At 58.0% G+C, this 24,983-nt stretch carries 24 protein-coding genes and 1 other RNA gene; 9 read left to right on the top strand and 16 right to left on the bottom strand.

Annotation, left to right across the window (positions count from 1 at the left end; genetic code table 11):
• Positions 1 to 7 precede the first annotated feature (7 nt).
• The 4 genes from RRF55_RS17255 to RRF55_RS17240 form a co-directional block, all read right to left on the bottom strand.
• Positions 8 to 1,210, bottom strand: a complete 1,203-nt coding sequence (locus tag RRF55_RS17255; RefSeq protein WP_009307952.1) for a glycoside hydrolase family 53 protein — start codon at positions 1,208 to 1,210, stop codon at positions 8 to 10.
• Between the two features lie 4 nt (positions 1,211 to 1,214).
• Positions 1,215 to 2,066, bottom strand: coding sequence for a sugar ABC transporter permease (locus RRF55_RS17250; RefSeq protein ID WP_000079398.1), 852 nt, complete (start codon positions 2,064 to 2,066; stop codon positions 1,215 to 1,217).
• Positions 2,067 to 2,076: 10 nt separating this feature from the next.
• Positions 2,077 to 3,384, bottom strand: coding sequence for a carbohydrate ABC transporter permease (locus tag RRF55_RS17245; RefSeq protein ID WP_004177243.1), 1,308 nt, complete (start codon positions 3,382 to 3,384; stop codon positions 2,077 to 2,079).
• A gap of 62 nt (positions 3,385 to 3,446) precedes the next feature.
• Complete coding sequence (locus RRF55_RS17240) at positions 3,447 to 4,679, bottom strand: maltodextrin ABC transporter substrate-binding protein (RefSeq protein WP_002891991.1); 1,233 nt, start codon at positions 4,677 to 4,679, stop codon at positions 3,447 to 3,449.
• 356 nt (positions 4,680 to 5,035) lie between these two features.
• Here RRF55_RS17240 and RRF55_RS17235 point away from each other — a divergent pair, with 356 nt between their 5' ends.
• Both RRF55_RS17235 and RRF55_RS17230 read left to right on the top strand, forming a co-directional pair.
• Positions 5,036 to 6,145: an ABC transporter ATP-binding protein gene (locus RRF55_RS17235; RefSeq protein ID WP_004213738.1), complete on the top strand. Its 1,110-nt coding sequence runs from the start codon at positions 5,036 to 5,038 to the stop codon at positions 6,143 to 6,145.
• A 233-nt stretch (positions 6,146 to 6,378) separates the two neighbouring features.
• The gene (locus tag RRF55_RS17230; RefSeq protein WP_009307950.1) at positions 6,379 to 7,938 is read left to right on the top strand and encodes an EAL domain-containing protein; all 1,560 of its coding nucleotides are present in this window, start codon (positions 6,379 to 6,381) and stop codon (positions 7,936 to 7,938) included.
• A gap of 34 nt (positions 7,939 to 7,972) precedes the next feature.
• On the opposite strand, the gene RRF55_RS17225 is transcribed toward RRF55_RS17230, so the two are convergent.
• On the bottom strand, positions 7,973 to 8,245 hold the full coding sequence (locus tag RRF55_RS17225) for a metal/formaldehyde-sensitive transcriptional repressor (protein WP_002891985.1): 273 nt from the start codon (positions 8,243 to 8,245) through the stop codon (positions 7,973 to 7,975).
• A gap of 164 nt (positions 8,246 to 8,409) precedes the next feature.
• Here RRF55_RS17225 and RRF55_RS17220 point away from each other — a divergent pair, with 164 nt between their 5' ends.
• Complete coding sequence (locus RRF55_RS17220) at positions 8,410 to 9,237, top strand: nickel/cobalt efflux protein RcnA (protein WP_064153238.1); 828 nt, start codon at positions 8,410 to 8,412, stop codon at positions 9,235 to 9,237.
• A gap of 44 nt (positions 9,238 to 9,281) precedes the next feature.
• Here RRF55_RS17220 and RRF55_RS17215 read toward each other — a convergent pair whose 3' ends face one another.
• Positions 9,282 to 9,896 carry a YczE/YyaS/YitT family protein gene (locus RRF55_RS17215; RefSeq protein WP_004177248.1) on the bottom strand — a complete coding sequence of 205 codons (615 nt, stop codon included), beginning with the start codon at positions 9,894 to 9,896 and terminating at the stop codon, positions 9,282 to 9,284.
• 88 nt (positions 9,897 to 9,984) lie between these two features.
• Between RRF55_RS17215 and RRF55_RS17210 the strand changes: the two genes are divergently transcribed.
• Complete coding sequence (locus RRF55_RS17210) at positions 9,985 to 11,412, top strand: PLP-dependent aminotransferase family protein (RefSeq protein ID WP_048333103.1); 1,428 nt, start codon at positions 9,985 to 9,987, stop codon at positions 11,410 to 11,412.
• A 134-nt stretch (positions 11,413 to 11,546) separates the two neighbouring features.
• Here the strand turns inward: RRF55_RS17210 and RRF55_RS17205 are convergent, their stop codons facing one another.
• The 3 genes from RRF55_RS17205 to ffs all read right to left on the bottom strand — a co-directional run bounded on the left by RRF55_RS17205 (position 11,547) and on the right by ffs (position 12,422).
• Entirely contained in the window at positions 11,547 to 11,762 is a 216-nt protein-coding gene (locus RRF55_RS17205) for a hypothetical protein (protein ID WP_004142688.1), read from the bottom strand.
• Positions 11,759 to 12,016 (bottom strand): hypothetical protein, encoded by a 258-nt coding sequence (locus RRF55_RS17200; RefSeq protein WP_004147352.1) that lies wholly within the window; start codon positions 12,014 to 12,016, stop codon positions 11,759 to 11,761. The genes RRF55_RS17205 and RRF55_RS17200 overlap by 4 nt, the downstream gene beginning before the upstream one ends.
• Before the next feature lie 309 nt (positions 12,017 to 12,325).
• Positions 12,326 to 12,422: signal recognition particle sRNA small type (ffs, locus tag RRF55_RS17195), an RNA gene on the bottom strand.
• A gap of 240 nt (positions 12,423 to 12,662) precedes the next feature.
• Here ffs and RRF55_RS17190 point away from each other — a divergent pair.
• Together RRF55_RS17190 and RRF55_RS17185 are read left to right on the top strand one after the other, a co-directional pair.
• Positions 12,663 to 13,070 (top strand): dTDP-glucose pyrophosphorylase, encoded by a 408-nt coding sequence (locus RRF55_RS17190; RefSeq protein WP_004178755.1) that lies wholly within the window; start codon positions 12,663 to 12,665, stop codon positions 13,068 to 13,070.
• 67 nt (positions 13,071 to 13,137) lie between these two features.
• On the top strand, positions 13,138 to 13,449 hold the full coding sequence (locus RRF55_RS17185) for an MGMT family protein (RefSeq protein WP_004142687.1): 312 nt from the start codon (positions 13,138 to 13,140) through the stop codon (positions 13,447 to 13,449).
• A gap of 37 nt (positions 13,450 to 13,486) precedes the next feature.
• Here RRF55_RS17185 and RRF55_RS17180 read toward each other — a convergent pair whose 3' ends face one another.
• Positions 13,487 to 13,978: a YbaY family lipoprotein gene (locus RRF55_RS17180; protein WP_002891903.1), complete on the bottom strand. Its 492-nt coding sequence runs from the start codon at positions 13,976 to 13,978 to the stop codon at positions 13,487 to 13,489.
• Between the two features lie 216 nt (positions 13,979 to 14,194).
• Between RRF55_RS17180 and tesB the strand changes: the two genes are divergently transcribed.
• Positions 14,195 to 15,058 (top strand): acyl-CoA thioesterase II, encoded by an 864-nt coding sequence (gene tesB, locus RRF55_RS17175; RefSeq protein ID WP_002891899.1) that lies wholly within the window; start codon positions 14,195 to 14,197, stop codon positions 15,056 to 15,058.
• A gap of 54 nt (positions 15,059 to 15,112) precedes the next feature.
• Here tesB and amtB read toward each other — a convergent pair whose 3' ends face one another.
• From amtB to RRF55_RS17150, 5 genes are all read right to left on the bottom strand, one after another.
• A complete protein-coding gene (gene amtB / locus RRF55_RS17170; RefSeq protein ID WP_004152876.1) occupies positions 15,113 to 16,399 on the bottom strand; it encodes an ammonium transporter AmtB in 1,287 nt (428 codons plus the stop codon).
• Between the two features lie 33 nt (positions 16,400 to 16,432).
• Positions 16,433 to 16,771 carry a P-II family nitrogen regulator gene (gene glnK / locus RRF55_RS17165; protein ID WP_002891893.1) on the bottom strand — a complete coding sequence of 113 codons (339 nt, stop codon included), beginning with the start codon at positions 16,769 to 16,771 and terminating at the stop codon, positions 16,433 to 16,435.
• A 243-nt stretch (positions 16,772 to 17,014) separates the two neighbouring features.
• Entirely contained in the window at positions 17,015 to 18,793 is a 1,779-nt protein-coding gene (locus tag RRF55_RS17160) for a SmdB family multidrug efflux ABC transporter permease/ATP-binding protein (RefSeq protein WP_002891880.1), read from the bottom strand.
• Positions 18,786 to 20,558, bottom strand: coding sequence for a SmdA family multidrug ABC transporter permease/ATP-binding protein (locus RRF55_RS17155; RefSeq protein ID WP_021312301.1), 1,773 nt, complete (start codon positions 20,556 to 20,558; stop codon positions 18,786 to 18,788). The genes RRF55_RS17160 and RRF55_RS17155 overlap by 8 nt, the downstream gene beginning before the upstream one ends.
• Before the next feature lie 43 nt (positions 20,559 to 20,601).
• A complete protein-coding gene (locus RRF55_RS17150; RefSeq protein WP_002891873.1) occupies positions 20,602 to 21,060 on the bottom strand; it encodes an Lrp/AsnC family transcriptional regulator in 459 nt (152 codons plus the stop codon).
• A 115-nt stretch (positions 21,061 to 21,175) separates the two neighbouring features.
• On the opposite strand from RRF55_RS17150, the gene RRF55_RS17145 reads away from it, so the two are divergent.
• The gene (locus RRF55_RS17145; protein ID WP_002891871.1) at positions 21,176 to 22,228 is read left to right on the top strand and encodes a PLP-dependent cysteine synthase family protein; all 1,053 of its coding nucleotides are present in this window, start codon (positions 21,176 to 21,178) and stop codon (positions 22,226 to 22,228) included.
• Between the two features lie 44 nt (positions 22,229 to 22,272).
• Here RRF55_RS17145 and cof read toward each other — a convergent pair whose 3' ends face one another.
• Positions 22,273 to 23,091, bottom strand: coding sequence for an HMP-PP phosphatase (cof, locus tag RRF55_RS17140; protein ID WP_004151335.1), 819 nt, complete (start codon positions 23,089 to 23,091; stop codon positions 22,273 to 22,275).
• 127 nt (positions 23,092 to 23,218) lie between these two features.
• On the opposite strand from cof, the gene RRF55_RS17135 reads away from it, so the two are divergent.
• Positions 23,219 to 24,919, top strand: coding sequence for an SgrR family transcriptional regulator (locus RRF55_RS17135; RefSeq protein ID WP_032414591.1), 1,701 nt, complete (start codon positions 23,219 to 23,221; stop codon positions 24,917 to 24,919).
• Positions 24,920 to 24,983: the final 64 nt, after the last annotated feature.

The following is a 24,983-nucleotide window of genomic DNA, read 5'->3' as shown; positions in this document are numbered from 1 at the left end:
AAAAAAATTAATTAAAAACTTTTACCGACGGCAATACTTTTCCCTGGCAATCAAATAGCGCCTGATTTTCACGTGCATTACCCTCTTTCCACTCGTCGTGGATATATTTCATCCCCGCCGGGGTGGCCCAGGTATTTCCCGGCACGGCAATCCATGTAGGCTCCCAATAGAAAATACCTTTGCCACGCTGGTCTGGCACATCAACCACCGCCTGCATTAAATCGTGAATATAGTTATATTGCCCCTGTACGCTGGCGGGATATCCCCCATCCTTTTCCTCTTTCGCCTGGAAACTATTTTCCGCGTTATCGCAGTTGGCCAGGGTATAGGCATAGGCCGCCTCGACGACGATGACGTCTTTGTTATAGCGTTTGCTGATGTCATCCATATTGGCCTTCAGGGCGCTGATCGGGCCATTCCAGTAGGTGTACATCGACAGACCAATCACGTCATACGGTACATGGCGCTTGTCGATCTCATCAAACCACCAGCGGAAGGTATCGTTCTTGGTCCCTTCGGCCAGATGCAGCATGATTTTCACCTGCTCGCCCTGGCGCAGGTTCTCCTTCAGGCCAGCGATAGCCGCGTTCAGCAGGCCAGCCAGCCGGTCGAACTCTCCGCCGCCCTGCCCCCAGCTTTTCCCTTCCGGCCACAGGATGCCGCCGTTGATTTCGTTGCCGATCTGCACCATATCCGGCAGCACGCCCGCCTGCTTAAAGCGGGCGATGGTATCGCGGGTATAGTCATGAATCGCCGTTTTCAGCTGCGGGTAATCCATCTTTTCCCAGGCTTTCGGCTTGAACTGCTTGCCGGGATCGGTCCAGAAATCGCTGTAGTGAAAATCAAGCAGCAGCTTCATCCCCTGGGCTTTCGCCCGTTTCGCCAGCGCCAGGGTGGTGGCCAGATCATTGTTACCTCCGCCATAGTCCTCGCTGCTCGCCGATTGCGGATCCACCCACAGACGGAGGCGGACATAGTTGACGCCGTTCTCTTTCAGAATAGCGATCGGATCCTTGCGCTGATTATTCTGATCGTAGAACGTCGCCCCGTGCTTTTCGGCGTCCAGCAGCGTGGAGATATCCGCGCCTTTGATAAAGTCCGCCGGCATGCCCTGAAACGCGCGGGTTGCAAGCGCGTCCGCGGCCAGAGAAGAGGTGGAGAAACTGCATGCCAGACAAACCGCAAGCCATGCGGGTGTGAATCTTTTCATGTGCTTATCCTTTAGTACTGCCCGAGGTCAGGCCGGAGACGAAGTATTTTTGTAGCGCCAGGTAGAGGATCGCCACCGGTACGGCGATCAGCACCGCCCCCGCCGCGTAGGTGGTGTAGCTGGCACCCATTTTTTGCGCCACCAGGTTATACAGACCGATAGGCAGCGTGTATTTATCCGGGGTACGCAGGATGGTGCTGGAGAGGATGAAATCCCCCAGCGGCCCAGTGAACGAGAACAGCGCCACCACCGCGAGGATGGGCCTCGACAACGGCATGATGATCTCGATAAAGATGCGAAAGCTGCTGGCGCCGTCCATGCGAGCGGACTCATCCAGGTCTTTAGGGATCGCGTCGAGATACCCTTTCATCAGCCAGGTATTCATCGGGATCATCCCCCCGACGTAGATCAGCACCAGCGCCAGATGGCTGTTAATCAGGCCAAGCAGTTGCGACAGGACAAAGATGGCAATCAGCGCGGAAAACTGCGGGATCATCTGCAGCAGCAGGAACAGCATCAGCCCGTTCTGCCGCCCTTTAAAGCGGAAGCGGGAGAAGGCGTAAGCGGTAAAGCTAACGCTAATCAGGGTCAGCACCATAGTCAGGAAGCTGATTTTCATCGAGTTCCAGTACCAGGTGAGGTAATTCACATTGCCATTGAACAGATCGGCATAGTGCTGGAACGACACATTTTCCGGAATGATTGAGGTACTGAGCAGGCTATTGCCGGCGTTCAGCGACGCCCCGACCGTCCAGACCAGCGGATAGATAATCACCACCGAGACCAGAATAACCACCAGCCAGGTGAGAGAGAGCCGGATCCACTTTTCGCGTTTAATACTGGGTGATTGAGCCATGTTGCTTCCCTTACGCCATGTCGTCATTTTTGAAGGATTTGGTGGCGCGGAACTGCCACAGCGCCAGGCCGACGACAAAGATCGACAGCAGGATCGTGATGGTCGCCGCGATGGCGTACTGCGACGAAGACATCGTCAGCTTATAGATCCACGACACCAGAATATCCGTCCCGCCGGCGTTAGAGCCTGCCACCGCAGGGCCGCCGTTGTTGAACAGGTAAATGATATTGAAGTTATTAAAGTTGAAGGTGTACTGGGTGATGATGATCGGCGCGATCGCATACAGCACCAGCGGCAGGGTGATGGTGCGCAGACGGGTAAAGGCGCTGGCGCCGTCCATCGTCGCCGCTTCATACAGATCGTCCGGGATCGCCTGCAACACGCCGGTGGTCATGGCAAAGACAAACGGGAAGCCAAGCCAGGTCTGCATCATGATCAGCGCCGTTTTGGTCCAGAACGGATCGGTGAGCCATGCCTTCGGACTGATGCCAAAAAAGGACAGGATCGCGTTGTTGATGACCCCGAAGGAGTCGTTGAACATGCCGGCAAAAACGAGAATGGTGACAAACCCCGGCACCGCCCACGGCAAAATAAAGATGGTGCGGATCAGCGGCTTAAAGCGCAGATCTTTTTGGTTCACCAGAATCGCCAGCAGCACGCCCACCGTACACTGCAGGGTGGTCGCCAGCAGCGTCCACACCACGGTCCACTGCAGCACATCCAGGAAAGTGGAGCGCCAGATGGAGAGGGTGAAAATATTAATAAAGTTTTTCAGCCCCACCCAGTCCACCAGCTTCGCCGGCGGGGTGTGGTACAGGTTGTAGTTAGTGAAGGCGATGGCGAAACCGAACAGAATCGGAAAGATCACCACAAACACCAGCAGAATAAAGCCCGGGGTGATCATCAGGTACGGAAAGCCGTCGCTCAGCAGCATCTGGTACTGCTTACGCACGCTGTTGAGGGCGATCCCCTCATCGCGTTTTTTTCCGTTGAGCCACGCATCCCGCAGCGAGAGAAAATAGATCAGCACGCCGAAAGCGACGATCAGCACGCTGATAATCCCCTCGGCTAACAGGAAGATAGAGTTATCCCGCGGTACCTCTTCACCCAGGGTATATAACCCCCACAACCCCTCACGCAGGAAATCATAAAAAATCCCCAGAAAGCTGCTCAGCAGCACCAGGAAGACCAGCCCTTTCAGCCACTGGCGATGATAAAACTGACCGAAACCCGGCACGATTGCCAGCAGCAGGCCGCACCATGCATGGCGCCCGGGCCCGCGTGCGTCGCTAAAATTTTCGCTGGAATGGATGCTCACACTCGACTCCTTCTACAAACGGGAGGTCCCCCTCCCGCTCGGTGACTTCACGTGACGGTGAATTACTGATTGCTGGCCTGCATCGCTTCGATCTGCATCGTGATCTGTTTCACCGCGTTATCGAGCGCGGCCTGCGGCGCCTGCTTACCGGTGAGGCTCAGTTCAAGCGCGGCGTTGGCCGGCCCCCACACTTCCCCCATCTCGGGAATGCCCGGCATCGCCACCGCTCGCGCCGACTGGATGGCGACGGCGCTGGCCTTTTGGTCGTTTTTAATCACCGGATCGTCAATCATCGCCTTCAGCGGCGGAATTTCGCCAGTGGCGACATAGCGGGCTTTCACATACTGCGGCTGGTTGATGAACTCGATAAACTGTTGCGCCAGCGCTTTGTCTTTACTCCAGGTCGATACTACATAGCCTTTGACGCCGAGGAAGGAGCTCATCGGCTTGCCGTCCGGCAGGGTCGGCAGGGGCGCCACGCCATAGTTAATGCCAGCAGCTTCATACGGCTGGAAGGCCCAGGGGCCGTTGATCACCGCCGCCGCTTTTTTCTCGGTAAACAGGGAATCGATGGCATTCAGCCCGTTATCGCCGAGGATCCCCGCCGGAAAGACCTTCTCGGCATAGAATTTTTTCAGGAAGGTGACGGCTTCGACGGCGCCGGGGGTATTGAGACCCACCTGCTGCGGGTTAAAGCCGCCGCTGTCGTTTTTAGCAAAGATATAGCCGCCCATCGGGCCAATCGCCCCCCAGCTGTAATAGATCTGGTCAAACTTGGCGAGCAGGCCGTATTTGTTCTGCTCGCGCTGGGTTTTCGAGTAGTCCAGCCAGGCCTGCAGGCTGTCCAGCGGCTTGTCGATCAGGTCCTTGTTGTAGATAAGCACCAGGGTTTCCACCGCCTTCGGGATCCCATACAGCGCGTTGTCCATGCGGAAGGCATTGATGGAGGCTGGCGTAAAGGCATCCTGTTTCGCCTGATCGACGCTGAGCGGCGAGAGTAGTCCCTGAACCACGGCGCCGCCGAGCTGGTCATTCGGGATCACCAGCACGTCCGGCCCAATGCCCGCCGGGCCGTCGAGGCGCAGTTTTTCCAGTTGCTGGGCGTAGGGCATCTCCTGGAGATTGACCTTCACGTTGTACTGCTTTTCAAAATCGCTAACCGCGGTTTTGATGCCAGCGGATTTTTTAATATCCTCCCAGACGTTGAGCTGCCCGGCGGCATGCGCCTGCAGGCTGGCGAGTTGCCCCGCCGCCAGGGTGGTAAGGATCAGTGCAGCAAGCGTGTTCTTTTTCATTATCAACCTCATGTGAAGGTATAACAATTTAATGGTTTTTATTTGATTTCCGTCTGCCAGTTAGAAAAATAAATCTTTTCGAACTGCCGTATTACGTGGAAAACATGTTCTGATGCGCTTTTGTTATACGCTACGCTTTGATCGTTGATAAAACTACCATAAGCTGCCAGTTGTGTGATCATCCTTGCAGAAATGAAACGTCCCTGTATGGCGCAAAATCCGCGGAAGTTATAGTCAGGGCATGATTTTACTGCTGTTGAACATCGTCACACCGATTTGTTACACGTAATACAAATCACACTCAACATAGCGATAAGCCAACGGCAAATAACAGCTACTCACTCCGGGGAATGTGGATGTCCAATATACGACTGAGGAATGTCACCAAAAGGTTCGGCAGCACGGTGACGCTGCACCAGGTCAATCTCGATATTGAAGATGGCGAGTTTGCCGTCTTCGTCGGCCCTTCCGGTTGTGGAAAATCGACGCTACTGCGCATGATTGCCGGGCTGGAAGAGGTCAGCGAAGGAGAAGTACTGATCGGCGATGAGGTGATGAATGATGTCGTGCCCGCCCGCCGCGGCGTGGCGATGGTCTTCCAGTCCTATGCGCTCTATCCGCACATGACGGTGGCAGAGAACATGGGCTACGGGCTGAAGGTGAATAAAGTGCCGAAAACGGAGATCCGTCGCCAGGTGGAAATGGTGGCTAAAACGCTGCAGCTCTCGCACCTGCTGGATCGTAAACCGAAGCAGCTCTCTGGCGGCCAGCGGCAGCGCGTGGCCATTGGCCGGGCGATCGTGCGTAATCCCCGGGTATTTATGTTCGATGAGCCGCTCTCTAACCTTGATGCGGAGCTGCGCGTCGATATGCGCCTGCATATTGCCCGTCTGCACCAGGAGCTGAAGACCACTATGGTGTATGTCACGCACGATCAGGTGGAGGCGATGACGCTGGCCGATAAAATCGTGGTCATGAACTACGGGAAAGTCGAACAAATGGGTTCGCCGATGGCGCTGTACTACAATCCGGTCAACAAATTCGTCGCCGGCTTTATCGGCTCGCCGAAGATGAACTTTCTGCCGGCTATCGTCAGCGACTGGCAGCCGGAACGCTTAACGGTCACCCTCGCGCAGGACCATCAGCTGGCCCTGAATATCGCCACCCAGCCGCTGAAGCCCGGCGCTGCGGTGACGCTGGGGATCCGGCCGGAGCACCTCACCCCGGAAGTCACCACCGGTACCGTGGTGGAGTTTCAATGTGAAGTGGTGGAGCGTCTGGGCAACAATACCTATCTGTTCGGCCAGTGCTACGGCCACGACAACGTCAAGGTTCTGCTGCCCGGCGACGTCCATTTCCGCCCCTGGCAGAAAATTAAGCTGGCTTTCGATGAGCGCTTCTGCATGGTGTTTGATGAGAACGACCTGCGCATCAGCGCTGATATCCCGGCGCCGGATGCACACTAGCCAACATATTGCTGTCATCTGCGCAGCGTATGCTGCGACTGAATGCCGGAACACACCCTGCCCGGCATTCACACCCTCATTTTTATTCTGCTACATCGGAATCATCCTTCTCTCCCGGCATCGCAGCCTGTTGTGATGCCGGCTTTTTCCCCAAACGACGCGTTTTCTCCCGCTGCGCCCGAATTATCTTTCGCATATACTGATGACACCCGGCGAACGATAAGGACACAGGCATGAGGACCCGGCATCTGATGGCGCTGTTTACAGGAGTGCTGATACTGGCCATCATCCTGCCCATTTCACTCAGCATCTGGCAGGCGGCGCGGCAGGCCAAAATGCAGTTCTATCGTGAACTGGATGATTATTCCAACCGTATCGTCGTTCGGACGCTGCAGGTTGCCGACCAGGCCCGGGAAGCGTTACGAGAGGCTGACGCACACACCGCCGCCTCCTGTAGCCCTGAACATCTGCTTACGCTCCGCCGTATCGCCTATACCCATCGCTACATTCAGGAAGTGCTCTGGCTGCGTGATTCCGTGCCGCAATGCTCCTCCCTGGAAGACCATAGCGTCGCGGTCACCTTCCCCCCGCCGGACCACATTGCCCCCGACGGCTATCGCACCTGGCTGACCTCAATTAACGATCTTGGCCTCGATCATCAGATGACGGCCATGGGCAGCCGGCAGCACATGGTGATGATCGACCCCGTCTCCTTTATTGATGTCGTTCCCGCCAGCGAAGAGAAGATCCATACCATGCTGTTTGGCCTGGACCACCAGAAAATGGTGATCAGCAGTCAGCCGCTGCCGGCGAAAGTCTGGCAACGCATTAAAGATCCGCATGTGGATATGCTTACTCTGGATAACACAGTCTACCGGATCCAGCGCATTCCCGAGCTGGGCTCTGGCATCGTAACCTGGTCTTCAACCTTGCCGCTGCAGCAGCGCATTCGACAGCAGCTGTTCTTCTGGCTCCCTGCCGGCATTTTCACCAGCCTGCTCGCCACCTGGCTGCTGCTGCGTCTGCTAAGGCACCTGCGCTCACCGCGCAACAGCATGCTGGACGCCCTCAATTCCGAAGCGATTCAGGTTCACTATCAGCCGATTATTTCGTTGCAGGACGGGAAAATTGCCGGGGCCGAGGCCCTGGCCCGCTGGCAGCAGCCCGATGGCACTTTTTTATCGCCGGATATCTTTATTCCCCTGGCCGAGCAGACCGGGCTCATCACGCAGCTGACGGAAGATATCGTCAGGAAAATTTTTACCGATCTCGGTCCCTGGCTGCGGCAGCGGCCGGAAGTGCACATATCCATCAACCTGTCGGTAGATGATTTACGCTCGCCCACCCTACCGACGTTGTTACACGATCAGCTGCAGCACTGGGGGATCGCTGCCGAACAGATCATCCTTGAAATCACCGAGCGCGGGTTTGTCGACCCGGAGACCACCATGCCGGTGATCGCTCACTACCGTCAGGCCGGGCATCGGATCTCGATTGATGACTTTGGCACCGGCTACTCCAGCCTGAGCTATCTGCAGAAACTGGACGTCGACACGCTGAAAATCGATAAATCTTTTGTCGATACCCTCGAGTACCGGCCGCTGACGCCGCACATTATTGAAATGGCCAAAGCGCTCAATCTGGCCACCGTCGCCGAAGGGGTGGAAACCGAAAGCCAGCGCGACTGGCTGCGCCAGCATGGCGTTCAGTACGCCCAGGGGTGGCTTTACAGCAAAGCGCTGCCAAAAGAGCAGTTCATTCTGTGGGCAGAGCATAACCTCCATGCGCATTAAGCGGCGGGTGGCTTGAGCGGAACGTCAGGGGGCGCTACTTCAGATAGGATTTAATCACCTGCATCACCGTCTCCAGATCCGCTTCGCGCTGCGTCTCGTCAGGCTCTTTCACCACATGGTCGGTAAGATGCCCCTGAATAACCTGCAGCATCATGCCGTTGACCGCGCCGCGGATCGCCGCCAGCTGCTGTAATATTTCAGCGCACTCATGCTCGCGATTAAGCATTTTCTCTAACGCGGTACTCTGCCCCTGAATTTTCTTCAGCCGGGTCAGTAACATCTTTTTGTGTCGAACTGTATGTGACATTGCACGATCCACCGTTTCATTCTGTCCGGGATTACCGACCTGCGTGGTCAGCAACGCCTGCCAGCATACCATGATCCTTTTTATTAGCCGCTTTATCTACTGGGGGGTAGTATTTTACTACTGGGGGGGAGTAGGATAATCGCACTTTTGGCAAGGATCCCGATATGAACGATTTCACTTCCCTTCTGCAGCAGGGCAATGCCTGGCTGTTTATACCCAGCGCAATACTGCTCGGCGCGCTGCACGGCCTCGAACCCGGGCACTCAAAAACAATGATGGCCGCCTTTATCGTGGCGGTGCGAGGAACCTTAAAACAGGCGGTACTGCTGGGGCTGGCGGCCACGGTTTCGCATACGGCAGTGGTCTGGCTGATCGCCATGGCCGGCCTGTGGTTTGGCCGCGGCTGGAACGCCCAAACCTCTGAACCCTGGTTTCAGCTGGTCTCAGGGATTGTCATTGTGCTGATTGCCTGCTGGATGCTCTGGCGCACCTGGCGCGAATCGCAGCCCCACACGCACCACGATCACCATCAAGAACATGATCATCACCACGAACATGATCACCACCATGACCATCACCATGCGTCCTCATCCGCCGCGCCGCTGGTGGCGGAGGAGTGGCAGGACGCGCATCAGCGGGCCCATGCTCAGGAGATCAACCGGCGCTTTGATGGCCGCCAGGTGACGACCGGGCAGATCGTGCTGTTTGGCCTGACCGGCGGGCTGATCCCCTGCCCGGCGTCCATTACCGTGCTGCTTATCTGTTTACAGCTGAAGAAATTCTCGCTGGGCGCCACGCTGGTGCTGGGCTTTAGCGTTGGTCTGGCGCTGACGCTGGTGGCTTCCGGGGCCATCGCCGCCCTGAGCCTTAAACATGCCACCCGCCGCTGGCCGTGGCTTAACGACCTCTCGCGCAAGGCGCCCTGGTTCTCAGGCTTACTGATTATTGTGGTGGGGATCTACATGATGCTTCATGGCCTGAGCGGCCTGTAAGCGATGAAAGGCCCTCTCCGTGATGAAGAGGGCGATGGGTTAATTCAGGAGACTATTTCCCGGGGAGGGCTGACCGCGTTGCGGCTGACGGGCTGGCTGAACCACGGCAGGCACAGCTGGATCAGCGGCCCAATCGACAGCGCGTAGATGACGGTTCCGACGCCAAATTTACCCCCCAGCAGCCAGCCAATCAGCAGTACGGAAAGCTCGATCGCCGTCCGGATACCGCGCAGTGACCAACCAGTGCGAGCATGCAGACCGGTCATCAGGCCATCGCGCGGCCCGGGGCCAAAGCCCGCGCCAATATACATTCCGGTAGCGATAGCGTTCAGCACAATCGCTCCTACCAGCAGCGCACTGCGCGCCACCATCGACTCCAGCGGCGGCAGGACGGCCAGCGTGGCGTCCGCCGCTAGTCCCAGCACGATGACATTGCTCACCGTGCCGAGCCCCGGCATTTGCCGGATCGGGATCCACAGCAGCAGTACCGCCGCGCCGGTCAGGATAATCACCGTACCGAAACTGATACCCAGCTGTTTAGCCACCCCGAGATGGAAAACATCCCACGGATCGGCGCCGAGATTGGCATGCACGAAGAGCGCCGTGGACACGCCGTAAAGCACCAGACCAATATATAACTGCAGCAGGCGACGAAGCATATTTTTTCCTCAACATCATTGCGAATGCCCTCATCATCAGCAAAAATGGACTGATAATTAATGGCCAGTTTTGGAAAAGTGGATCGCTATGTCAGCCCGACGCTTTGGAACCCAATCGCTGGTACGCCTGCTCGGCAACTGGCAGGAGACCAGCTCACGCACGCCGCTATGGCGCCAGCTGGCGGAAGCGCTCCGCCTGCTGATCCTTGATGGTCGCCTGACGCTGCAAACGCGCCTGCCCGGCGAGCGCGAGCTGGCGGCGGCCCTGAACGTCAGCCGGACCACCATCGCCAGCGCCCTCGGCCAGTTGCGGGAGGAGGGCTTTCTCTACAGCCGCCAGGGGAGCGGGTCACGCATTGTTTTGCCGGAACGCCCCGCCGATCTTCCTCTGCCTGCCGGCATCTCATCTACGCTTAATCTATCTACCGCCGCCCTCAGCGCCGGGCCGGAGGTCCATCAGGCCTTCCAGCACGCTATGACCCTGCTGCCGCCCTATCTCGCACAGACTGGCTATGACCAGCAGGGGCTGCCGGTGCTGCGGGAGGCGATTGCCCGGCGCTACAGCGAACGCGGTCTGCCGACGCGGCCCGATGAGGTGATGGTGGTCAACGGCGCGCTCAGCGCCTTCGCGCTGATCCTGCGCCTGTTCACCGGGCCGGGCGATCGGGTGGTTATTGACGCCCCCACCTATCCGATGGCCATCAGCGCCATTCAGGGCGCCTCCTGCCGCCCCGTCGGGGTTGCGCTTCCGCAGCAGGGATGGGACTGCGATGGACTGGCGGCGACTATTGCGCAGACTGCGCCGCGGCTGGCGTGGCTGATGCCGGATTTTCACAACCCCACCGGACGCTGTATGGATGCCCTCACCCGCCAGCGGGTTGCGGACATCGCCGCCAGGACGCGAACAACGCTGGTAATCGACGAGACCATGGCCGACCTTTGGTATAACGCGCCGCCGCCCCCGCCGCTGGCCAGCTTCAATCCCGATGCCGCGGTGCTCACCATTGGTTCGGCCGGGAAAAGCTTCTGGGGGGGACTACGTATCGGCTGGATCCGCGCCAGCGCGCGGACCATCGCCTCGCTTATTCAGGCCCGCGATTCGCTGGATTTGGGTACGCCGCTGCTGGAGCAACTGGCCTGCAGCTGGCTACTGGAAAATGCCGCCACACTGCTGCCGCCGCGGCGGGATATGCTCAAGGCGCGCCGGGACATGTGCGAAACGCTGATGGCGGAATATTTTCCCCGCTGGCGGTTTTCGCCACCGGAAGGTGGGCTCTCTTTTTGGGTGGAACTTCCTGACATGCTAGCCACCCTGTTCTCTGCGCGTGCGGAAAGCCAGGGGATCCATATCGGCACCGGTACGCGGTTTGGGCTGGAAGGGGCGTTCGATCGCTATTTACGTCTGCCGTTTACGCTGCCGGATGAAGCATTGCGCCGGGCCTTCTCCACGCTACAACCGCTGTGGCAAAGCCTTGCTGAACAGAAGGAAAATACACGTATGCGAAAAATAATATAAGAAAATAGCGACGGGCTGACTTCAGCCCGTCAAATGGCCTTCATCCATGAGGTATATGAGATGTTTTTATAAAATTGCCTGGCTATCCTGCCCTCTGGTTATGGCAACCCAATGACAGAAAGAAGGCAATTTCATTAATGCTGGCGCGGAATAGGAAACCCTTTCAGGGAAATAATAAAGCCATCTTCATCTTTTTTGATTTTAGCGCCGGTGTCACACCAGTCGGAAGCAATGCGAAAGAACTCATCACTACCGATATTCCAGTTCAGGCGGACGTGTTTTACGTATCCTGAGCGCAACATATCGCAAGCTTCGCTATAGTTGCTGGCTGTAGAGAATTGTTGTTTCATTTTTTCTTCTTCAGAAGTTTTCTTAATGCTTTGATTTCTTTAGGGGTAAGTGGCGTCGCTTCCTCTTCGGTATGCTGGCTGTCAATGTCCTCTTCCGTCACCCCCGCCTCACCTGCTGACTCCTCCAGCTGAAAAGCCAGCTGCAGCAGCTTTTCCGTTGCCGTTCCCAGGTTCTCGTTATTAACTTCCGCAAAATGACGCAACTTTTCTTTTAGCTCTGCGTCAATTTTTACATTCAAAACCACTGTGGTCATAGCTACGCTTCCCGTGCAATAAAATCATCAAAATTAATACACGAAGTTAACATGCTGATCCAGAGATATATTTTACAGCATGAGCCTGGCAACAAATTCCCATCAGTAAGATGCGCTTTATTTATGACATGCAAATGACATTAATATTTCAGTAGTATTTCAGATTTATGACAAGTGAATATTATGGAATAAAAGCAGGGGGTTTTAACAACAAAAACTAATATGCGATCTTTATCAGAAATTAATTATTGCAGGAGTAAAAACCGGACAAATATAAGGGAAACACCAGGCGGGAGAAATGGGTGGGGGCCCTGCCAGCTACATCCCGGCACACACGTCGTCTGCTCTGGCTGCTTCCTTCCGGACCTGACCTGGTAAACAGAGTAGCGTTGCGGGAGAACCAACAGAGCCCCCATTGAGAGCGTTAGTTGCCTAACGCGCTGGCGCATTATCCCTGCTGACCTGGTGAATTGCAAGCTCACACCGTCCGCCTGCTGGTTTATTGCGCAATAACGCGAATAAAACCAGCCACTCACGGTCAGCCTGTGAGATTGCGAGCCCGCGCTCAGCACACATCCGGGTTATCCACCATACTTATCCTCTTCGTCCTCTTTTATCACCAGTACATTGTCTCGACGGTAATCGAATGACTGACTCATCACCACAGACCATCACTCTGCCTTTACCTGCTATTGAAGGGATGACCATCGCCTTTCAGGGCGTAAACTACCTGCGTCCTGAAAAAATGCTCGACTTCGCGACCATCAGTCCCGCGCCGGTGCGGGCGGTTACGCCGCTGGCGCTGCTCTATTCCACCGTCGGCGTGCTGCGCCAGGTGGAGCTACGCAAGCTGCCGGTCTATATCAGCGGTCGGGTGGTGTACCCTATCTCGTCGTTAACCATGCCGGGCCTGCGCGCGAGGCTGATCATCAACGCCACTTCGCAGCGGTTGAAATTTCTTGAGAGTCTCATCGCCAGCTCAGCCTCCGACAATGTCCATGGCATGCAGATCCTCGGCCTCGCTCTGACGTTCACCGTCGAACAGGCCGCCTGACCCAGGCCGGCTGTACAGCTCCTGGCTTAGCGCTTATGCTGACGTTTTGCCGGTAACAGGACAGAAAATGGCTCCGCACGACACATTTCCCCAACGCGTCTGGCACATCGTGGCGTCGATACCGGAAGGGTATGTCACGACCTACGGCGAGGTCGCCCGGCTGGCAGGTTCACCGCGCGCGGCGCGCCAGGTGGGCGGCGTATTGAAGCGCCTGCCGGAAGGGTCCACCCTGCCATGGCATCGGGTGGTCAATCGCCATGGCGATATCTCCCTCACCGGCCCCGATCTACAGCGGCAGCGTCAGGCGCTGCTGGCCGAGGGTGTGCAGGTCTCCGGCAGCGGCCATATCGATCTCCAGCATTATCGCTGGGTTTATTGAAGGCAAAAAAAAGCCCCCATCCGGGGGCGTAGCGAGCTTACTGGGCGACAGGAACGGCGGTCTGCTGGACCGGAACCAGCGTCAGGTCGGCATGAGTGCCGCCCTGGTTTATTACCGTCTGCACGGTATCGGTAATAAACATCAACTGACCGTTAACCGTGATCGCCGCGCTTAGCAGAATGCGAGCGTTCGGTTGAATATCTGCCGGGTTGTAAGGCAGCGCAAAGTTAAATGGCGCCTGTTTGCCTTCGGTACGCACCGCTTTTTGCGACAATACGCGGGCTGGCGCATCTGCCAGAGAAGCATCCGACAGGGTCACCGTCAGTACCGCATCCGGCGGTAAAGCGATTCTCTGGCGGATATTAATCGTCCCCGTGACGCTCGGCTGCTGCTGCGCCACGCTCAGCGTCGCGATACCGTAAGGGTCGGGCGCGGCCGCCTGCGTCGAAGAATTGTTCGAGTGGTGATTAGCACAGGCGGTCAGCGTCGCGGCGACGGCTAAGGCACTAAACATATAGGCAAATTTCATGATGTTCTCCTTATCATCCCTTAATACCCAGGAGGATGTTCCGCCGCTTCGCCGGCAGGAACTTTCGTGTCGTCAATAAGTGTGGCACAGATCTCAGATTTGTTCCTGTTAACTGGTCGTTATTCAGATTATTACACCCATCGGACCACTTGCGATTCCAGGTTATACTTGGCCACATTACGCGCGCTGCGCCGCTATTGTTAATTGAGGATAAGTATGAGTCAGGCACTCTCTAACCTGCTGGCATTATTAGATCTGGAAAAAATTGAGGAAGGGTTGTTTCGCGGGCAGAGCGAAGACCTGGGGTTACGTCAGGTTTTTGGCGGCCAGGTAGTGGGTCAGGCGCTGTATGCGGCAAAAGAGACCGTGCCCGTTGAGCGTCTGGTTCATTCGTTTCACAGCTACTTTCTTCGCCCCGGCGATAGCCAGAAGCCGATCGTTTACGATGTGGAGGTGCTGCGCGACGGCAACAGCTTCAGCGCCCGTCGGGTCGCCGCCATCCAGAACGGGAAGCCGATTTTCTATATGACCGCCTCCTTCCAGGCGCCAGAGAATGGCTATGAGCATCAGAAAGCAATGCCGGCCGCCCCCTCCCCTGACGGCCTGCCTTCGGAAACCGATATCGCTCGCAAGCTGGCGCATCTCCTGCCGCCGCAGGTGAAAGACAAATTCCTCTGCGATAAACCGCTGGAGATCCGTCCGGTGGAGTTTCATAACCCAATGAAAGGCCATATCGCCGAACCGGTGCGCCAGGTCTGGCTGCGCGCCAACGGCGCCGTCCCTGACGATCTGCGTATTCATCAGTATCTGCTGGGCTATGCTTCAGACTTTAACTTCCTGCCGGTGGCGCTGCAGCCGCACGGCGTTGGTTTCCTTGAGCCCGGCATGCAGGTCGCCACCATCGACCACTCTATGTGGTTCCACCGGCCGTTTAATATTAATGAATGGCTGCTGTATAGCGTCGAAAGCACCTCGGCCTCCAGCGCCCGCGGCTTCGTTCGCGGCGAATTCTACACCCAGGATGGCACGCTGGTTGCCTCAACGGTTCAGGAAGGGGTGATGCGCAACCGCAACGCATAAAAAAAGCCTCCCGGACGGGAGGCTTTTCGCTATCAGGAGAGAATGGCTTTTTTATCAGGCGTTATAGGCGTTTTCGCCATGGCTGTTGACGTCCAGCCCTTCGCGCTCCTGCTCTTCCGGCACGCGCAGCCCGACGGTCATATCCGCCACTTTGTAGCCGATGAACGCCACAACGCCGGACCAGACCACGGTGATGGCGATACTTTCCAGTTGCACCAGCAGCTGATGGCCCATGGTGACGCCTTCCGCATAACCGACGCCGCCCAGAGAAGTCGCCGCGAAGATACCAGTCAGGATACAGCCGACGATGCCGCAGACGCCGTGAACGCCGAAGACGTCGCAAGGATCATCCACACGCAGCCAGCGTTTCAGCGCAGTCACGCCCCAGATACCCGCCAGGCCAGAGGCGATACCGACGATCAGCGCCCCGCCGACACCGATATAACCACACGCCGGCGTAACGCCAACCAGACCGGCAATTGCCCCGGAGCAGGCGCCCAGCAGTGAAGGTTTGCCGCGCAGAGCCCATTCGCCAAAGGTCCACGCCAGGATAGCCGCAGCGGTCGCCACGACGGTGTTAACGAACGCCAGGGCCGCAATTTCATTCGCTGCGCTGGCAGAGCCGGCGTTGAAGCCGAACCAGCCCACGTAGAGGATAGCGGTGCCAGTGAACACCATCGGCAGGTTATGCGGTTTGAACGCTTCTTTGCCGAAGCCCACGCGTTTGCCCATCATATAGGCGCCCACCAGCCCGGCGACCGCGGCGTTGATGTGCACAACGGTGCCGCCGGCGAAGTCCAGCGCGCCATGGGTCGCCAGCAGACCGCCGCCCCAAACCATATGCGCAATCGGCACGTAGGAGAGTGTCATCCACACCACCACGAAGATCAGTACCGCGGAGAAACGAATACGTTCCGCCAGCGCCCCGACAATCAGCCCGACGGTGATGCAGGCGAACGAGCCCTGGAAGGCCACGTGGATATACTGATAGAAGGTGCCCATCAGCGCTTTCAGCTCAATATTTTTCAGCATCACCCAGTCAAAGCTGCCGAAGAAGCTGCCGCCGGTGCCGAAGGCCAGGGTATAGCCATAAATCACCCACAATACGCAGACCAGGCCAAAGGTGACAATCACCTGAGTCAGCATGGACAGAACGTTCTTACCGCGGATCAGGCCGCCGTAAAACAGCGCAATCCCCGGGATAGTCATAAACAGAACCAGCGCGGTGCAAATCATCATAAACGCGTTATCGGCTTTGTCCGCCACCGCAGGCGCGGCCATCGCCAGCCCCGGCAGAAGGGCTAATGCCCCCAGGCCCGATTTCATTGTTGCCATTTTCATTGTTTCGTTCCCCATCACTGTGTGGTCTGGAAATTACAGTGCCGCTTCGTCAGCTTCGCCGGTACGGATGCGAATGACGCGCTGCAATTCAGCGACGAAAATTTTGCCGTCGCCAATTTTTCCGGTGTAAGCCGCTTTGCTGATGACATCGATGACTTCATCCAGCTGATCGTCGGCAATCGCCACATCAATCTTCACTTTTGGCAGAAAGTTGACGCTATACTCGGCGCCGCGGTAGAGCTCCGCGTGACCTTTCTGACGGCCAAATCCTTTGACTTCAGTGACCGTCAGGCCCTGAATGCCGATGGAAGACAAAGCTTCACGCACGTCTTCCAGTTTGAATGGTTTGATTACCACGGTAACCAGCTTCATAAGTCCCCTCCAGTCAGTATTCGGTAATGGCCGCAGCTAACACGATGGATATAAAGCAAGGGCTATGCCAGAAATGAAAAAAGGCCGCAAAGCGGCCCTTTGATGGCAAAAAACAGGGGACAGGTCAGGCAATATCCTGCGCAACGGCGCCTGGTGCGCAAAAATGCACCACAACAGTGCATTTGATGTAACGTTTTTGCACCATCGCAGGCCGCCCAGCGTTCCCTGCCTGCTGGTGGTGCATCAGGCGCTGAGCGACTCCTCTCTGGCGCTGGCCGCCAGCTCTTCGCCGGCCAGCTGCAGCTGATACATCTGCCAGTAGCGGCCTTTCGCCGCCAGCAGCTGCTGATGGGTGCCCCGCTCGACAGCCTGACCTCGATGCAGAACCAGGATGGTATCGGCCTCCACAATGGTCGACAGCCGATGGGCAATAACCACGAGGGTGGTATGCTGGCGGACCTTCGCCAGCGCCTGCTGGATCGCCTGCTCGGTACCGGAGTCGATGTTTGCCGTCGCCTCATCCAAAATCAGTACCTGCGGGGTGTCCACCAGCACGCGCGCCAGCGCCAGCAGCTGCTTCTGCCCGACGGAGAGATTATTGCCCTGCTCGCCCAGTTGGGTGTACAGCCCATCGCTCATGCTGCGCGCCACCGCCGCCAGCTGCACCGCCTCCAGCGCTTCCCAAACCTGCGCCTCACTGATGTCCCGGCCCAGCGCGACGTTGGCGTAGAAGGTATCCGCCAGCACTACGGGATCCTGTTGCACCATCGCGATGCCCCGACGCAACGCGCTGTGGCTGAGGGATGCGAGCGGTCGACCATCGATGCGGATCTCGCCGTGGGTTAACGGGTAATAGCCCATCATCAGACTGGCGAGGGTACTTTTTCCGCTGCCGGTATGTCCGACCAACGCCACGAAGCTGCGGGAGGGAATATCCAGCGTGATATCCTGGAGAACCAGACGGTCCCCCCGGTAAGCAAAGGAGAGATGGTCAATTTCCACCCGACCGCTGCTCAGCGGCGCGTCATCCGTACCCCACGCCTGGCGCGGGCGATCCATCAGCTCGAAAACGCGCTCGCCGGCGACCACCGCCTGCTGCAGCATCGACTGCTGGGTGGTCAGCTCGATAAGCGGCTCGTTAAGGCGTCCAAGATAGCTGATAAACGCGTACAGGACCCCAACCTCGATCGTGCCCACCGCGCTAAAGCCGAACAGCATCAGCAGCCCGCACAGCACCAGCGAGGAAAAAAGGCTCAGCAGCGGGCGCAGCAGAAAACCGTCCAGGCGCAGCGTCTGCATCCGCGCCAGATAGTGGGCATAGCTGGCCTCGCGCATCCGTTCGCCAAAGCGCGCCTGCTGGCGGAACTGCTGGATGACGCCCATGCCGTTGATCACTTCGTTGAAGCCATCGTTGATGTCGGCAAGCCAGGCGCGCACCCGCCGCACGATCGGCGTGCTATAGCGCTGATAGATAATCATCACGATCAGCACCGCCGGGAAAATCGCGATCGCCACCAGCGCCATCCGCCAGTCGAGGCTAAACATCGCCACCAGCATCGCGCCGATCAGCGCGGCGCTGCGCAGTACCGTAGCCACCACCGTCACGTACAGATCGCGAATGACTTCCGTATCGTTGGTTACCCGTGAGATAAGCTGCCCAACCGGCTGGGTATCAAACTCGCTGAGCGGCTGATGCAGGGCGGCATCCATCACGTCGCTGCGCAACTGCTGGACGACGCCGACCGCGGCGCGGTTAAACAGCAGCGACTGGTTATAGTGCAGGAGCGCCGCCAGCAGCTGCAGGCCGATATAGGCTACCGCCAGGCCGGCCACCAGCTTCAGCGGCAGCGTATGTTTCGCCACCATGTTGTCGATGAAATAGCTGATAAGCAGCGGGCCGCTCACTTCCGCCGCCGCCGCAATCCACATCATCGCCACCGCGATGGCCAACGGCTTGCGCCACGGTGAACCATAGGCCAGCAGGCGTTTAAGCGTCGGCCAGAGTTCGGTAAAGCTACGCATCCAGGGCCTCCTCTTGCGTCTGCGGAACCTCGTCGAGCGCGGCCTCCAGCTGCTGATATCGATACATGTCGCGGTACCAGCCGGGCTGCACGGCCAGCGCCTCGTGGCGGCCGCGCTGGGCAATATGCCCATGCTGCAGTACCAAAATTTCACTGGCCTCGGTGAGCGCCGACAGGCGGTGGGCGCTGATAATGACCGTCCGCCCCTCCCCCCACTGGCGCAGGTTATGCAGGATCTGGTGCTCGGTGCGGCCATCCACCGCCGATAAGGCATCGTCGAGGATCAAAATTTCGGCCTCCAGCAGCAGGGCGCGAGCAATAGAGATGCGCTGTTTCTGGCCGCCGGAGAGCATCACGCCGCGCTCGCCCACTTCGGTCTCGTAGCCCTGAGGCAGACGCAGAATGTCGTCATGCACGCTGGCCAGTTGAGCAACCCGCTCAATCTGCGCCTGCGTCGCGTCCGGTTTTCCCAGCGCGATATTATTGGCGACGGTATCGGAGAATAAAAATGGCGTCTGATTGACCACCGCCAACCGGGCGCGCCAGCTGTCGAGCTGCAGAATCGGCAGCGGCAGATCGTGAAAGCGGATCTCGCCGTGAGTGACGTCAAAATGGCGCTGCAGCAGCGCCAGAATGGTGCTTTTGCCGGCGCCCGTCGGCCCGCAGATGCCCAGCATTTGCCCCGGCTGGAGAGTAAAATTTACATGCTCCAGCGAAGGTTTGCTCGCCTGCGGATAGATGAAATCGCGGATAGCAACCTGCAGGACGCCGCGGCCTGCCGGCACCGCCTCGCTCCCGTCATCCACCGCCGGCGCCTCTTCAAGCATCGTGCGGATACGACCATAGGCCGCGCTACCGCGCTCCACGATGTTAAACATCCACGCCAGCGCCAGCATCGGCCAGATCATCAGGCCAAGATACATCACGAAGCTGGTCAGCTGGCCCAGGGTCAGGCTGCCGTGGATCACCATCCAGCTGCCGCCGCCGATGGCCAGCAGGTTAGCGGCCCCGATGGCGATATAGATGGTGGGGTCGAAGCGGGCGTCAATGCGTGCCACGCGCATGTTTTTCGCGCCGGTATCGGCAGCATCGGCAGCAAACTGCGCCGACTGGCGATCCTCCAGCCCAAACGCCTTAATCATGCGGATGCTGGTCAGGCTCTCCTGCGTGCGATCGTTGAGGCTGGAAAAGGCCGCCTGAGCAACGCGAAAACGTTCGTGAAGCGCATCGCCGTTGCGTTTGATCGCCAGGGCCATCAGCGGCATCGGCAGCAGCGCCAGCAGAGTAAGCTGCCAGCTAATCTGCGTCGACATTACAATCAATACCGCACAGCCCATCACCAAGGAATCCACGAGGGTTAATACTCCTTCGCCAGCGGCAAACACCACCCGGTCCACGTCATTGGTGGCGCGGGCGATAAGATCCCCGGTGCGATGGCGCAAATAGAACGCCGGATGCTGGCGGCTCAGTTGCCGGTAAAAATCTTCCCGCAGCTCAACCGCCAACTGGTAAGAAGCGCCGAACAACAGCACGCGCCAGACATAGCGCAGCAGGTAGACCATCACCGCGATCAGCACCAGCGCGCCGATCCACATCCACACCTTCTCCGCGGTGTAATGCTGTTGCGTCACGCCGTCGACCACAATGCCCACCACCTTCGGCGGAATAAGCTGCAGGACGGCAATAATGACCAGCAGGGCAATTGCGCCAAGATAGCGGCGCCACTCCCGGCGGAAGTACCAGCTGAGTTGAGCAAATAATCGCAAGCAATAAAATCCTGATTTTGTAATGGGTTACGGCGCAATACCGTTATTCGACAGGCAAGGCGGTGGTATATTTTATCTGTTCCATGGCAAAACTCGAAGTGACATCCGACAGACCAGGCACACTGTTCACTAAACGTTTATAAAAGTCGTCATAGCGTTTCATATCAGCCACCTGCACCCGTAGCAGGTAGTCATACTCCCCCGCCATCCGCCAGAAGCCGAGCACTTCCGCCATCTGCGTCACTTCGCTCACGAACTGACAGTACCAGTCGCTGCTATGATGCTGAGTCTTGATCAGGACGAACGCCGTCAGCCCCAGCCCCACCTTTTCCGCGTCCAACAGGGCGACGCGCCCGCGGAGAATGCCCTCGTCTTCGAGCCGTTTCAGGCGTTTCCAGCAGGGCGTGGTGGTCAGATTAACGGCATCGGCCAGCGCCTGCAAAGAGAGGGTGCAATCTTCCTGCAGTAGCGCCAGCAGCTTACGGTCAATTTTATCTAGCATTGGGCATCCTCAGAGAAAATTTTGCTCTCATAATGGTAATCCACAGGTTAAATGGCAACAATTTTTCCTGCGCTTTCCGCTAAGCTAGGCACAAAATGACAAACAGGAAATTACGATGAATAGCGCCTGGGTTAAACATGCCATTAGCGAAATCAACGCTGACTATCAGCGCTCCGCCGACACGCACCTGATCCGTCTGCCGCTGCCCGCTTTTCCGGGCATCCACCTGTATCTGAAAGATGAAAGCACCCACCCCACCGGCAGCCTGAAGCATCGCCTGGCGCGGTCGCTGTTTCTCTATGGCTTGTGCAACGGCTGGATCAAAGAAGGCACGCCAATTATAGAGTCCTCCTCAGGGTCAACCGCCGTTTCGGAGGCCTATTTCGCCCGCCTGCTGGGGCTGCCGTTTATCGCTGTGATGCCTTCCTGCACCGCCAAGCGCAAAATCGAACAGATCGAGTTCTACGGCGGACGCTGCCATTTTGTGCAGAGCGCCGGCGAAATCTACGCGGCTTCCGAAACGCTGGCCCGCGAGCTGAACGGCCATTATATGGATCAGTTTACCTTCGCCGAGCGGGCCACCGACTGGCGCGGCAACAACAATATCGCCGACAGTATTTTCCGCCAGATGAGCCATGAGCCGCACCCGCAGCCGTCATGGATCGTCATGAGCGCCGGCACCGGCGGCACCTCAGCGACCATTGGCCGCTATATTCGCAGCCAGGGCTACGAGACGCAGCTGATGGTCGTTGATCCGCAGAATTCGGTGTTCCTCGATTACTGGCAGACCCGCGACGCCAGCCTACGCAGCCCGGTCGGCAGCAAAATTGAAGGCATCGGACGGCCGCGCGTCGAGCCGTCGTTTATTCCCGACGTTGTCGATGAGATGCTGCGCGTGCCGGATGCGGCGAGCGTAGCCACCGCCCTGTGGCTGGAAACGCAGCTTGGGCGCAAGGTCGGCGCCTCGACCGGCACCAATATGTGGGGCGTATTGCAGCTGGCCGCGCGGATGCGCGAAGAAGGTCGCACCGGCTCGATAGTGACACTCCTGTGCGACAGCGGCGAGCGTTACCTGGAAAGCTATTACAACCCGCAGTGGGTGGCGGACAATATCGGCGATATTGCGCCCTGGCAGGCGGAGATCGCCGGTCTGGTCGAAAGGCGATAAAAAAAGCCAGATAGAAGCCTATCTGGCTTGCTGGAAGGGTCTCTCTATTCGGGGGAATAAGGAAGATCAGGATTATCCAGCCAATGAGTTAAAAAATGGGAGACTGCCTGATTCCGGCAGTCGCCAATTACCGGCAGATGCGGCAGCTCGGCTTTCAGCTGCGGCATCGCGTTGCCCATGATGAACCCCCGCCCAACGCTGCCCAGCATCTCGCGGTCGTTCATCGCATCGCCGAAGGCCATGCACTCCTGCAGGGTGAAGCCTAAATGCTGGCTGAGCACCGCCAGCGCCGCGCCTTTATTGCAGCCAACCGGCAGCACCTCCAGGCAGTCCATTGCCGAGAAGCAGAGAAATGCGCGATCGCCCAGCGTCTCATTCAGCTGGATCCGCAGACGGCGCAAATCGTCATGATCGCCGCAGAAACAGATCTTGGTGACATGCTGCGCCGACATGCGCTTCAGATCGCACAGTTGATAGTGAAAGCCGCTGAATACATGCGCTTGCAACAATTCAGGCCTTGCCTGGCCGGTAAACCAGCCGCCATCGTTAAAGACGTGCATGCTGGCCTGGGTATCCCATTTGCCGTGCAGCACCGCTTCCGCCGCCTCGGGAGCGAGATCCTGGCGATAAAGCTCCTCCCCTTCCAGCGAATGGATGCGCGTCCCGTTGCCGGTGATCAGAAATGCATCAAGGGAAAATTCGCCAATCACATGGTGCATCTCCAGCACATGGCGGCCGGTGGCGAAGGTCAAGGTGATATCGCGCTCACGCAGCCGTTTCAGCGCGGAAAGCGTCTTTTCTCCAAGACGATGGTCCGGCATCAGCAGGGTGCCGTCCATATCAAATGCCGCCAGTTTTGCCATGGTATATTCCCCGATGTGTGATGGGCTTCGCTTGTGTTGCAGTATCACCTGGGATATACGGAAGTAATAGTGAATAGATATTATTAATTGTTCCGGGTTTACAGCGGCCCGGTGGACGACGGCCCCCATGCGACTCTTACACCGTTTAAATCAATACCAGCGCCTATGGCAACCCTCAGCCGGGGCGCCGCAGCAGGTCACCGTCGGCGAACTGGCGGAGCGCTGTTTTTGCAGCGAGCGCCACGTCCGTACTCTGCTGCGTCAGGCGCAGGAGGCCGGGTGGCTAAGCTGGCAGGCCAGCTCCGGGCGCGGCAAACGCGGACAGCTCTTATTTCACAAAACCCCGGAAAGTCTGCGCAACGAGATGATGGAGCAGGCGCTGAACAACGGTCAGCAACAAACCGCGCTGGAGCTGGCGCAGCTTGCCCCGGTGGAGCTGAAAGCCCTGCTCCATCCCTTCCTCGGCGGTCAGTGGCAAAACAATACCCCCACGCTGCGTATTCCTTACTATCGCCCGCTGGAGCCGCTGCGTCCCGGCTTTCTCCCCGGCCGCGCCGAGCAGCATCTGGCCGGACAAATCTATGCCGGGCTGACGCGCTTCGACAAAGGCGACAATATGCCGATCGGCGATCTGGCGCACCACTGGCAGGTCTCCCCGGACGGCCTGCGCTGGCATTTTTATATCCGCTCCACGCTGTGCTGGCACAATGGCGATACGGTGGAAACCGCGCAGTTGCGACAGCGGTTACTGCTGCTGCTTGAGCTGCCCGCCTTGCGGACCCTCTTCGCCAGCATCAGCCGTATCGATGTCACCCATGCCCAGTGTTTAACAATAACCCTGCATCGCCCTGACTACTGGCTGCCGTTCCGCCTCGCCAGCTACTGCAGCGTGCTGGCGCATCCCGACGATCCGGCCATTGGCTGCGGACCGTTCCGCCTGAAGCGGTTTAGTCCGGAACTCGTCCGCCTGGAAAACCATCCCCGCTACCACCTGCAGCATCCGCTGATCCAGGCGGTGGAGTACTGGATCACTCCTCAGCTCTTTGACCGCGATCTCGGCACCAGCTGCCGCCATCCGGTGCAGATCACCATCGGCGATCGCGAAGAGCTGCATAATCTGCGTCAGGTCAGCAACCGTATCAGCCTTGGCTTCTGCTATTTGACCCTGCGCCACAGCCCTCGGCTTAGCAAAGCGCAGGCCCAGCGGCTGGTGTCGATAATCCATCACTCGTCGCTACTGGATACGCTGCCGCTGGAGGAGGATCTGATTACGCCAAGCCATGAGGTGCTGCCGGGATGGTCCATCCCGCAGGGACCGGCAAACAACGCGGTACCGCTGCCGGCCAGGCTCACCCTGCTCTATCATCTGCCGGTCGAGCTACATGCGATGGCCGAACAGCTGAGGCAACGTCTGGCTCTGCTGGGCTGCGAGCTGACGCTCCTGTTCCACGACGCTAAAAACTGGGAAGGCTGCCAGGATCTGGGGCAGGCCGACCTGATGATGGGCGACCGTCTGATCGGCGAAGCGCCGGAGTACGCCCTGGAACAGTGGCTGCGCTGCGATATGCTGTGGCCTAATTTGCTGACCGGGGCGCAATATGCTCATCTGCAGGCGACATTAGACGCGGTGCAGTCTCAGCCCGACGCTCGCAGCCGCAACGATGCGCTGCGCAACGTATTTAACAGCCTGATGGAAGACGCCATCATGACGCCGCTGTTCAAGTATAACTATCGGATCAGCGCGCCACCGGGGGTCAATGGTCTGCGCCTCAACGCCCGGGGCTGGTTCGACTTCGCCAGCGCCTGGCTGCCGGCCTCGTCGACGTGAGAGAGCTGGTGATGGAGGGCGTCTGGCGCTACCATATCGCCTTTATTCATTTAGTCAGGAATTG

This window comes from Klebsiella sp. K47 (assembly GCF_051858335.1).
Lineage (GTDB): Bacteria > Pseudomonadota > Gammaproteobacteria > Enterobacterales > Enterobacteriaceae > Klebsiella > Klebsiella pneumoniae.
This window is presented reverse-complemented; position numbering and strand designations above follow the sequence as displayed.

Excerpts from the sequence above, each read along its gene's own strand:
- RRF55_RS17255 (WP_009307952.1), bottom strand. The coding sequence starts at position 1,210 with ATGAAAAGATTCACACCCGCATGGCTTGCGGTTTGTCTGGCATGCAGT.
- RRF55_RS17250 (WP_000079398.1), bottom strand. The coding sequence starts at position 2,066 with ATGGCTCAATCACCCAGTATTAAACGCGAAAAGTGGATCCGGCTCTCT.
- RRF55_RS17240 (WP_002891991.1), bottom strand. The coding sequence starts at position 4,679 with ATGAAAAAGAACACGCTTGCTGCACTGATCCTTACCACCCTGGCGGCG.
- RRF55_RS17235 (WP_004213738.1), top strand. The coding sequence starts at position 5,036 with ATGTCCAATATACGACTGAGGAATGTCACCAAAAGGTTCGGCAGCACG.
- RRF55_RS17230 (WP_009307950.1), top strand. The coding sequence starts at position 6,379 with ATGAGGACCCGGCATCTGATGGCGCTGTTTACAGGAGTGCTGATACTG.
- RRF55_RS17225 (WP_002891985.1), bottom strand. The coding sequence starts at position 8,245 with ATGTCACATACAGTTCGACACAAAAAGATGTTACTGACCCGGCTGAAG.
- RRF55_RS17220 (WP_064153238.1), top strand. The coding sequence starts at position 8,410 with ATGAACGATTTCACTTCCCTTCTGCAGCAGGGCAATGCCTGGCTGTTT.
- RRF55_RS17215 (WP_004177248.1), bottom strand. The coding sequence starts at position 9,896 with ATGCTTCGTCGCCTGCTGCAGTTATATATTGGTCTGGTGCTTTACGGC.
- RRF55_RS17210 (WP_048333103.1), top strand. The coding sequence starts at position 9,985 with ATGTCAGCCCGACGCTTTGGAACCCAATCGCTGGTACGCCTGCTCGGC.
- RRF55_RS17205 (WP_004142688.1), bottom strand. The coding sequence starts at position 11,762 with ATGAAACAACAATTCTCTACAGCCAGCAACTATAGCGAAGCTTGCGAT.
- RRF55_RS17200 (WP_004147352.1), bottom strand. The coding sequence starts at position 12,016 with ATGACCACAGTGGTTTTGAATGTAAAAATTGACGCAGAGCTAAAAGAA.
- RRF55_RS17190 (WP_004178755.1), top strand. The coding sequence starts at position 12,663 with ATGACTGACTCATCACCACAGACCATCACTCTGCCTTTACCTGCTATT.
- RRF55_RS17185 (WP_004142687.1), top strand. The coding sequence starts at position 13,138 with ATGGCTCCGCACGACACATTTCCCCAACGCGTCTGGCACATCGTGGCG.
- RRF55_RS17180 (WP_002891903.1), bottom strand. The coding sequence starts at position 13,978 with ATGAAATTTGCCTATATGTTTAGTGCCTTAGCCGTCGCCGCGACGCTG.
- tesB (WP_002891899.1), top strand. The coding sequence starts at position 14,195 with ATGAGTCAGGCACTCTCTAACCTGCTGGCATTATTAGATCTGGAAAAA.
- amtB (WP_004152876.1), bottom strand. The coding sequence starts at position 16,399 with ATGAAAATGGCAACAATGAAATCGGGCCTGGGGGCATTAGCCCTTCTG.
- glnK (WP_002891893.1), bottom strand. The coding sequence starts at position 16,771 with ATGAAGCTGGTTACCGTGGTAATCAAACCATTCAAACTGGAAGACGTG.
- RRF55_RS17160 (WP_002891880.1), bottom strand. The coding sequence starts at position 18,793 with ATGCGTAGCTTTACCGAACTCTGGCCGACGCTTAAACGCCTGCTGGCC.
- RRF55_RS17150 (WP_002891873.1), bottom strand. The coding sequence starts at position 21,060 with ATGCTAGATAAAATTGACCGTAAGCTGCTGGCGCTACTGCAGGAAGAT.
- RRF55_RS17145 (WP_002891871.1), top strand. The coding sequence starts at position 21,176 with ATGAATAGCGCCTGGGTTAAACATGCCATTAGCGAAATCAACGCTGAC.
- cof (WP_004151335.1), bottom strand. The coding sequence starts at position 23,091 with ATGGCAAAACTGGCGGCATTTGATATGGACGGCACCCTGCTGATGCCG.
- RRF55_RS17135 (WP_032414591.1), top strand. The coding sequence starts at position 23,219 with ATGCGACTCTTACACCGTTTAAATCAATACCAGCGCCTATGGCAACCC.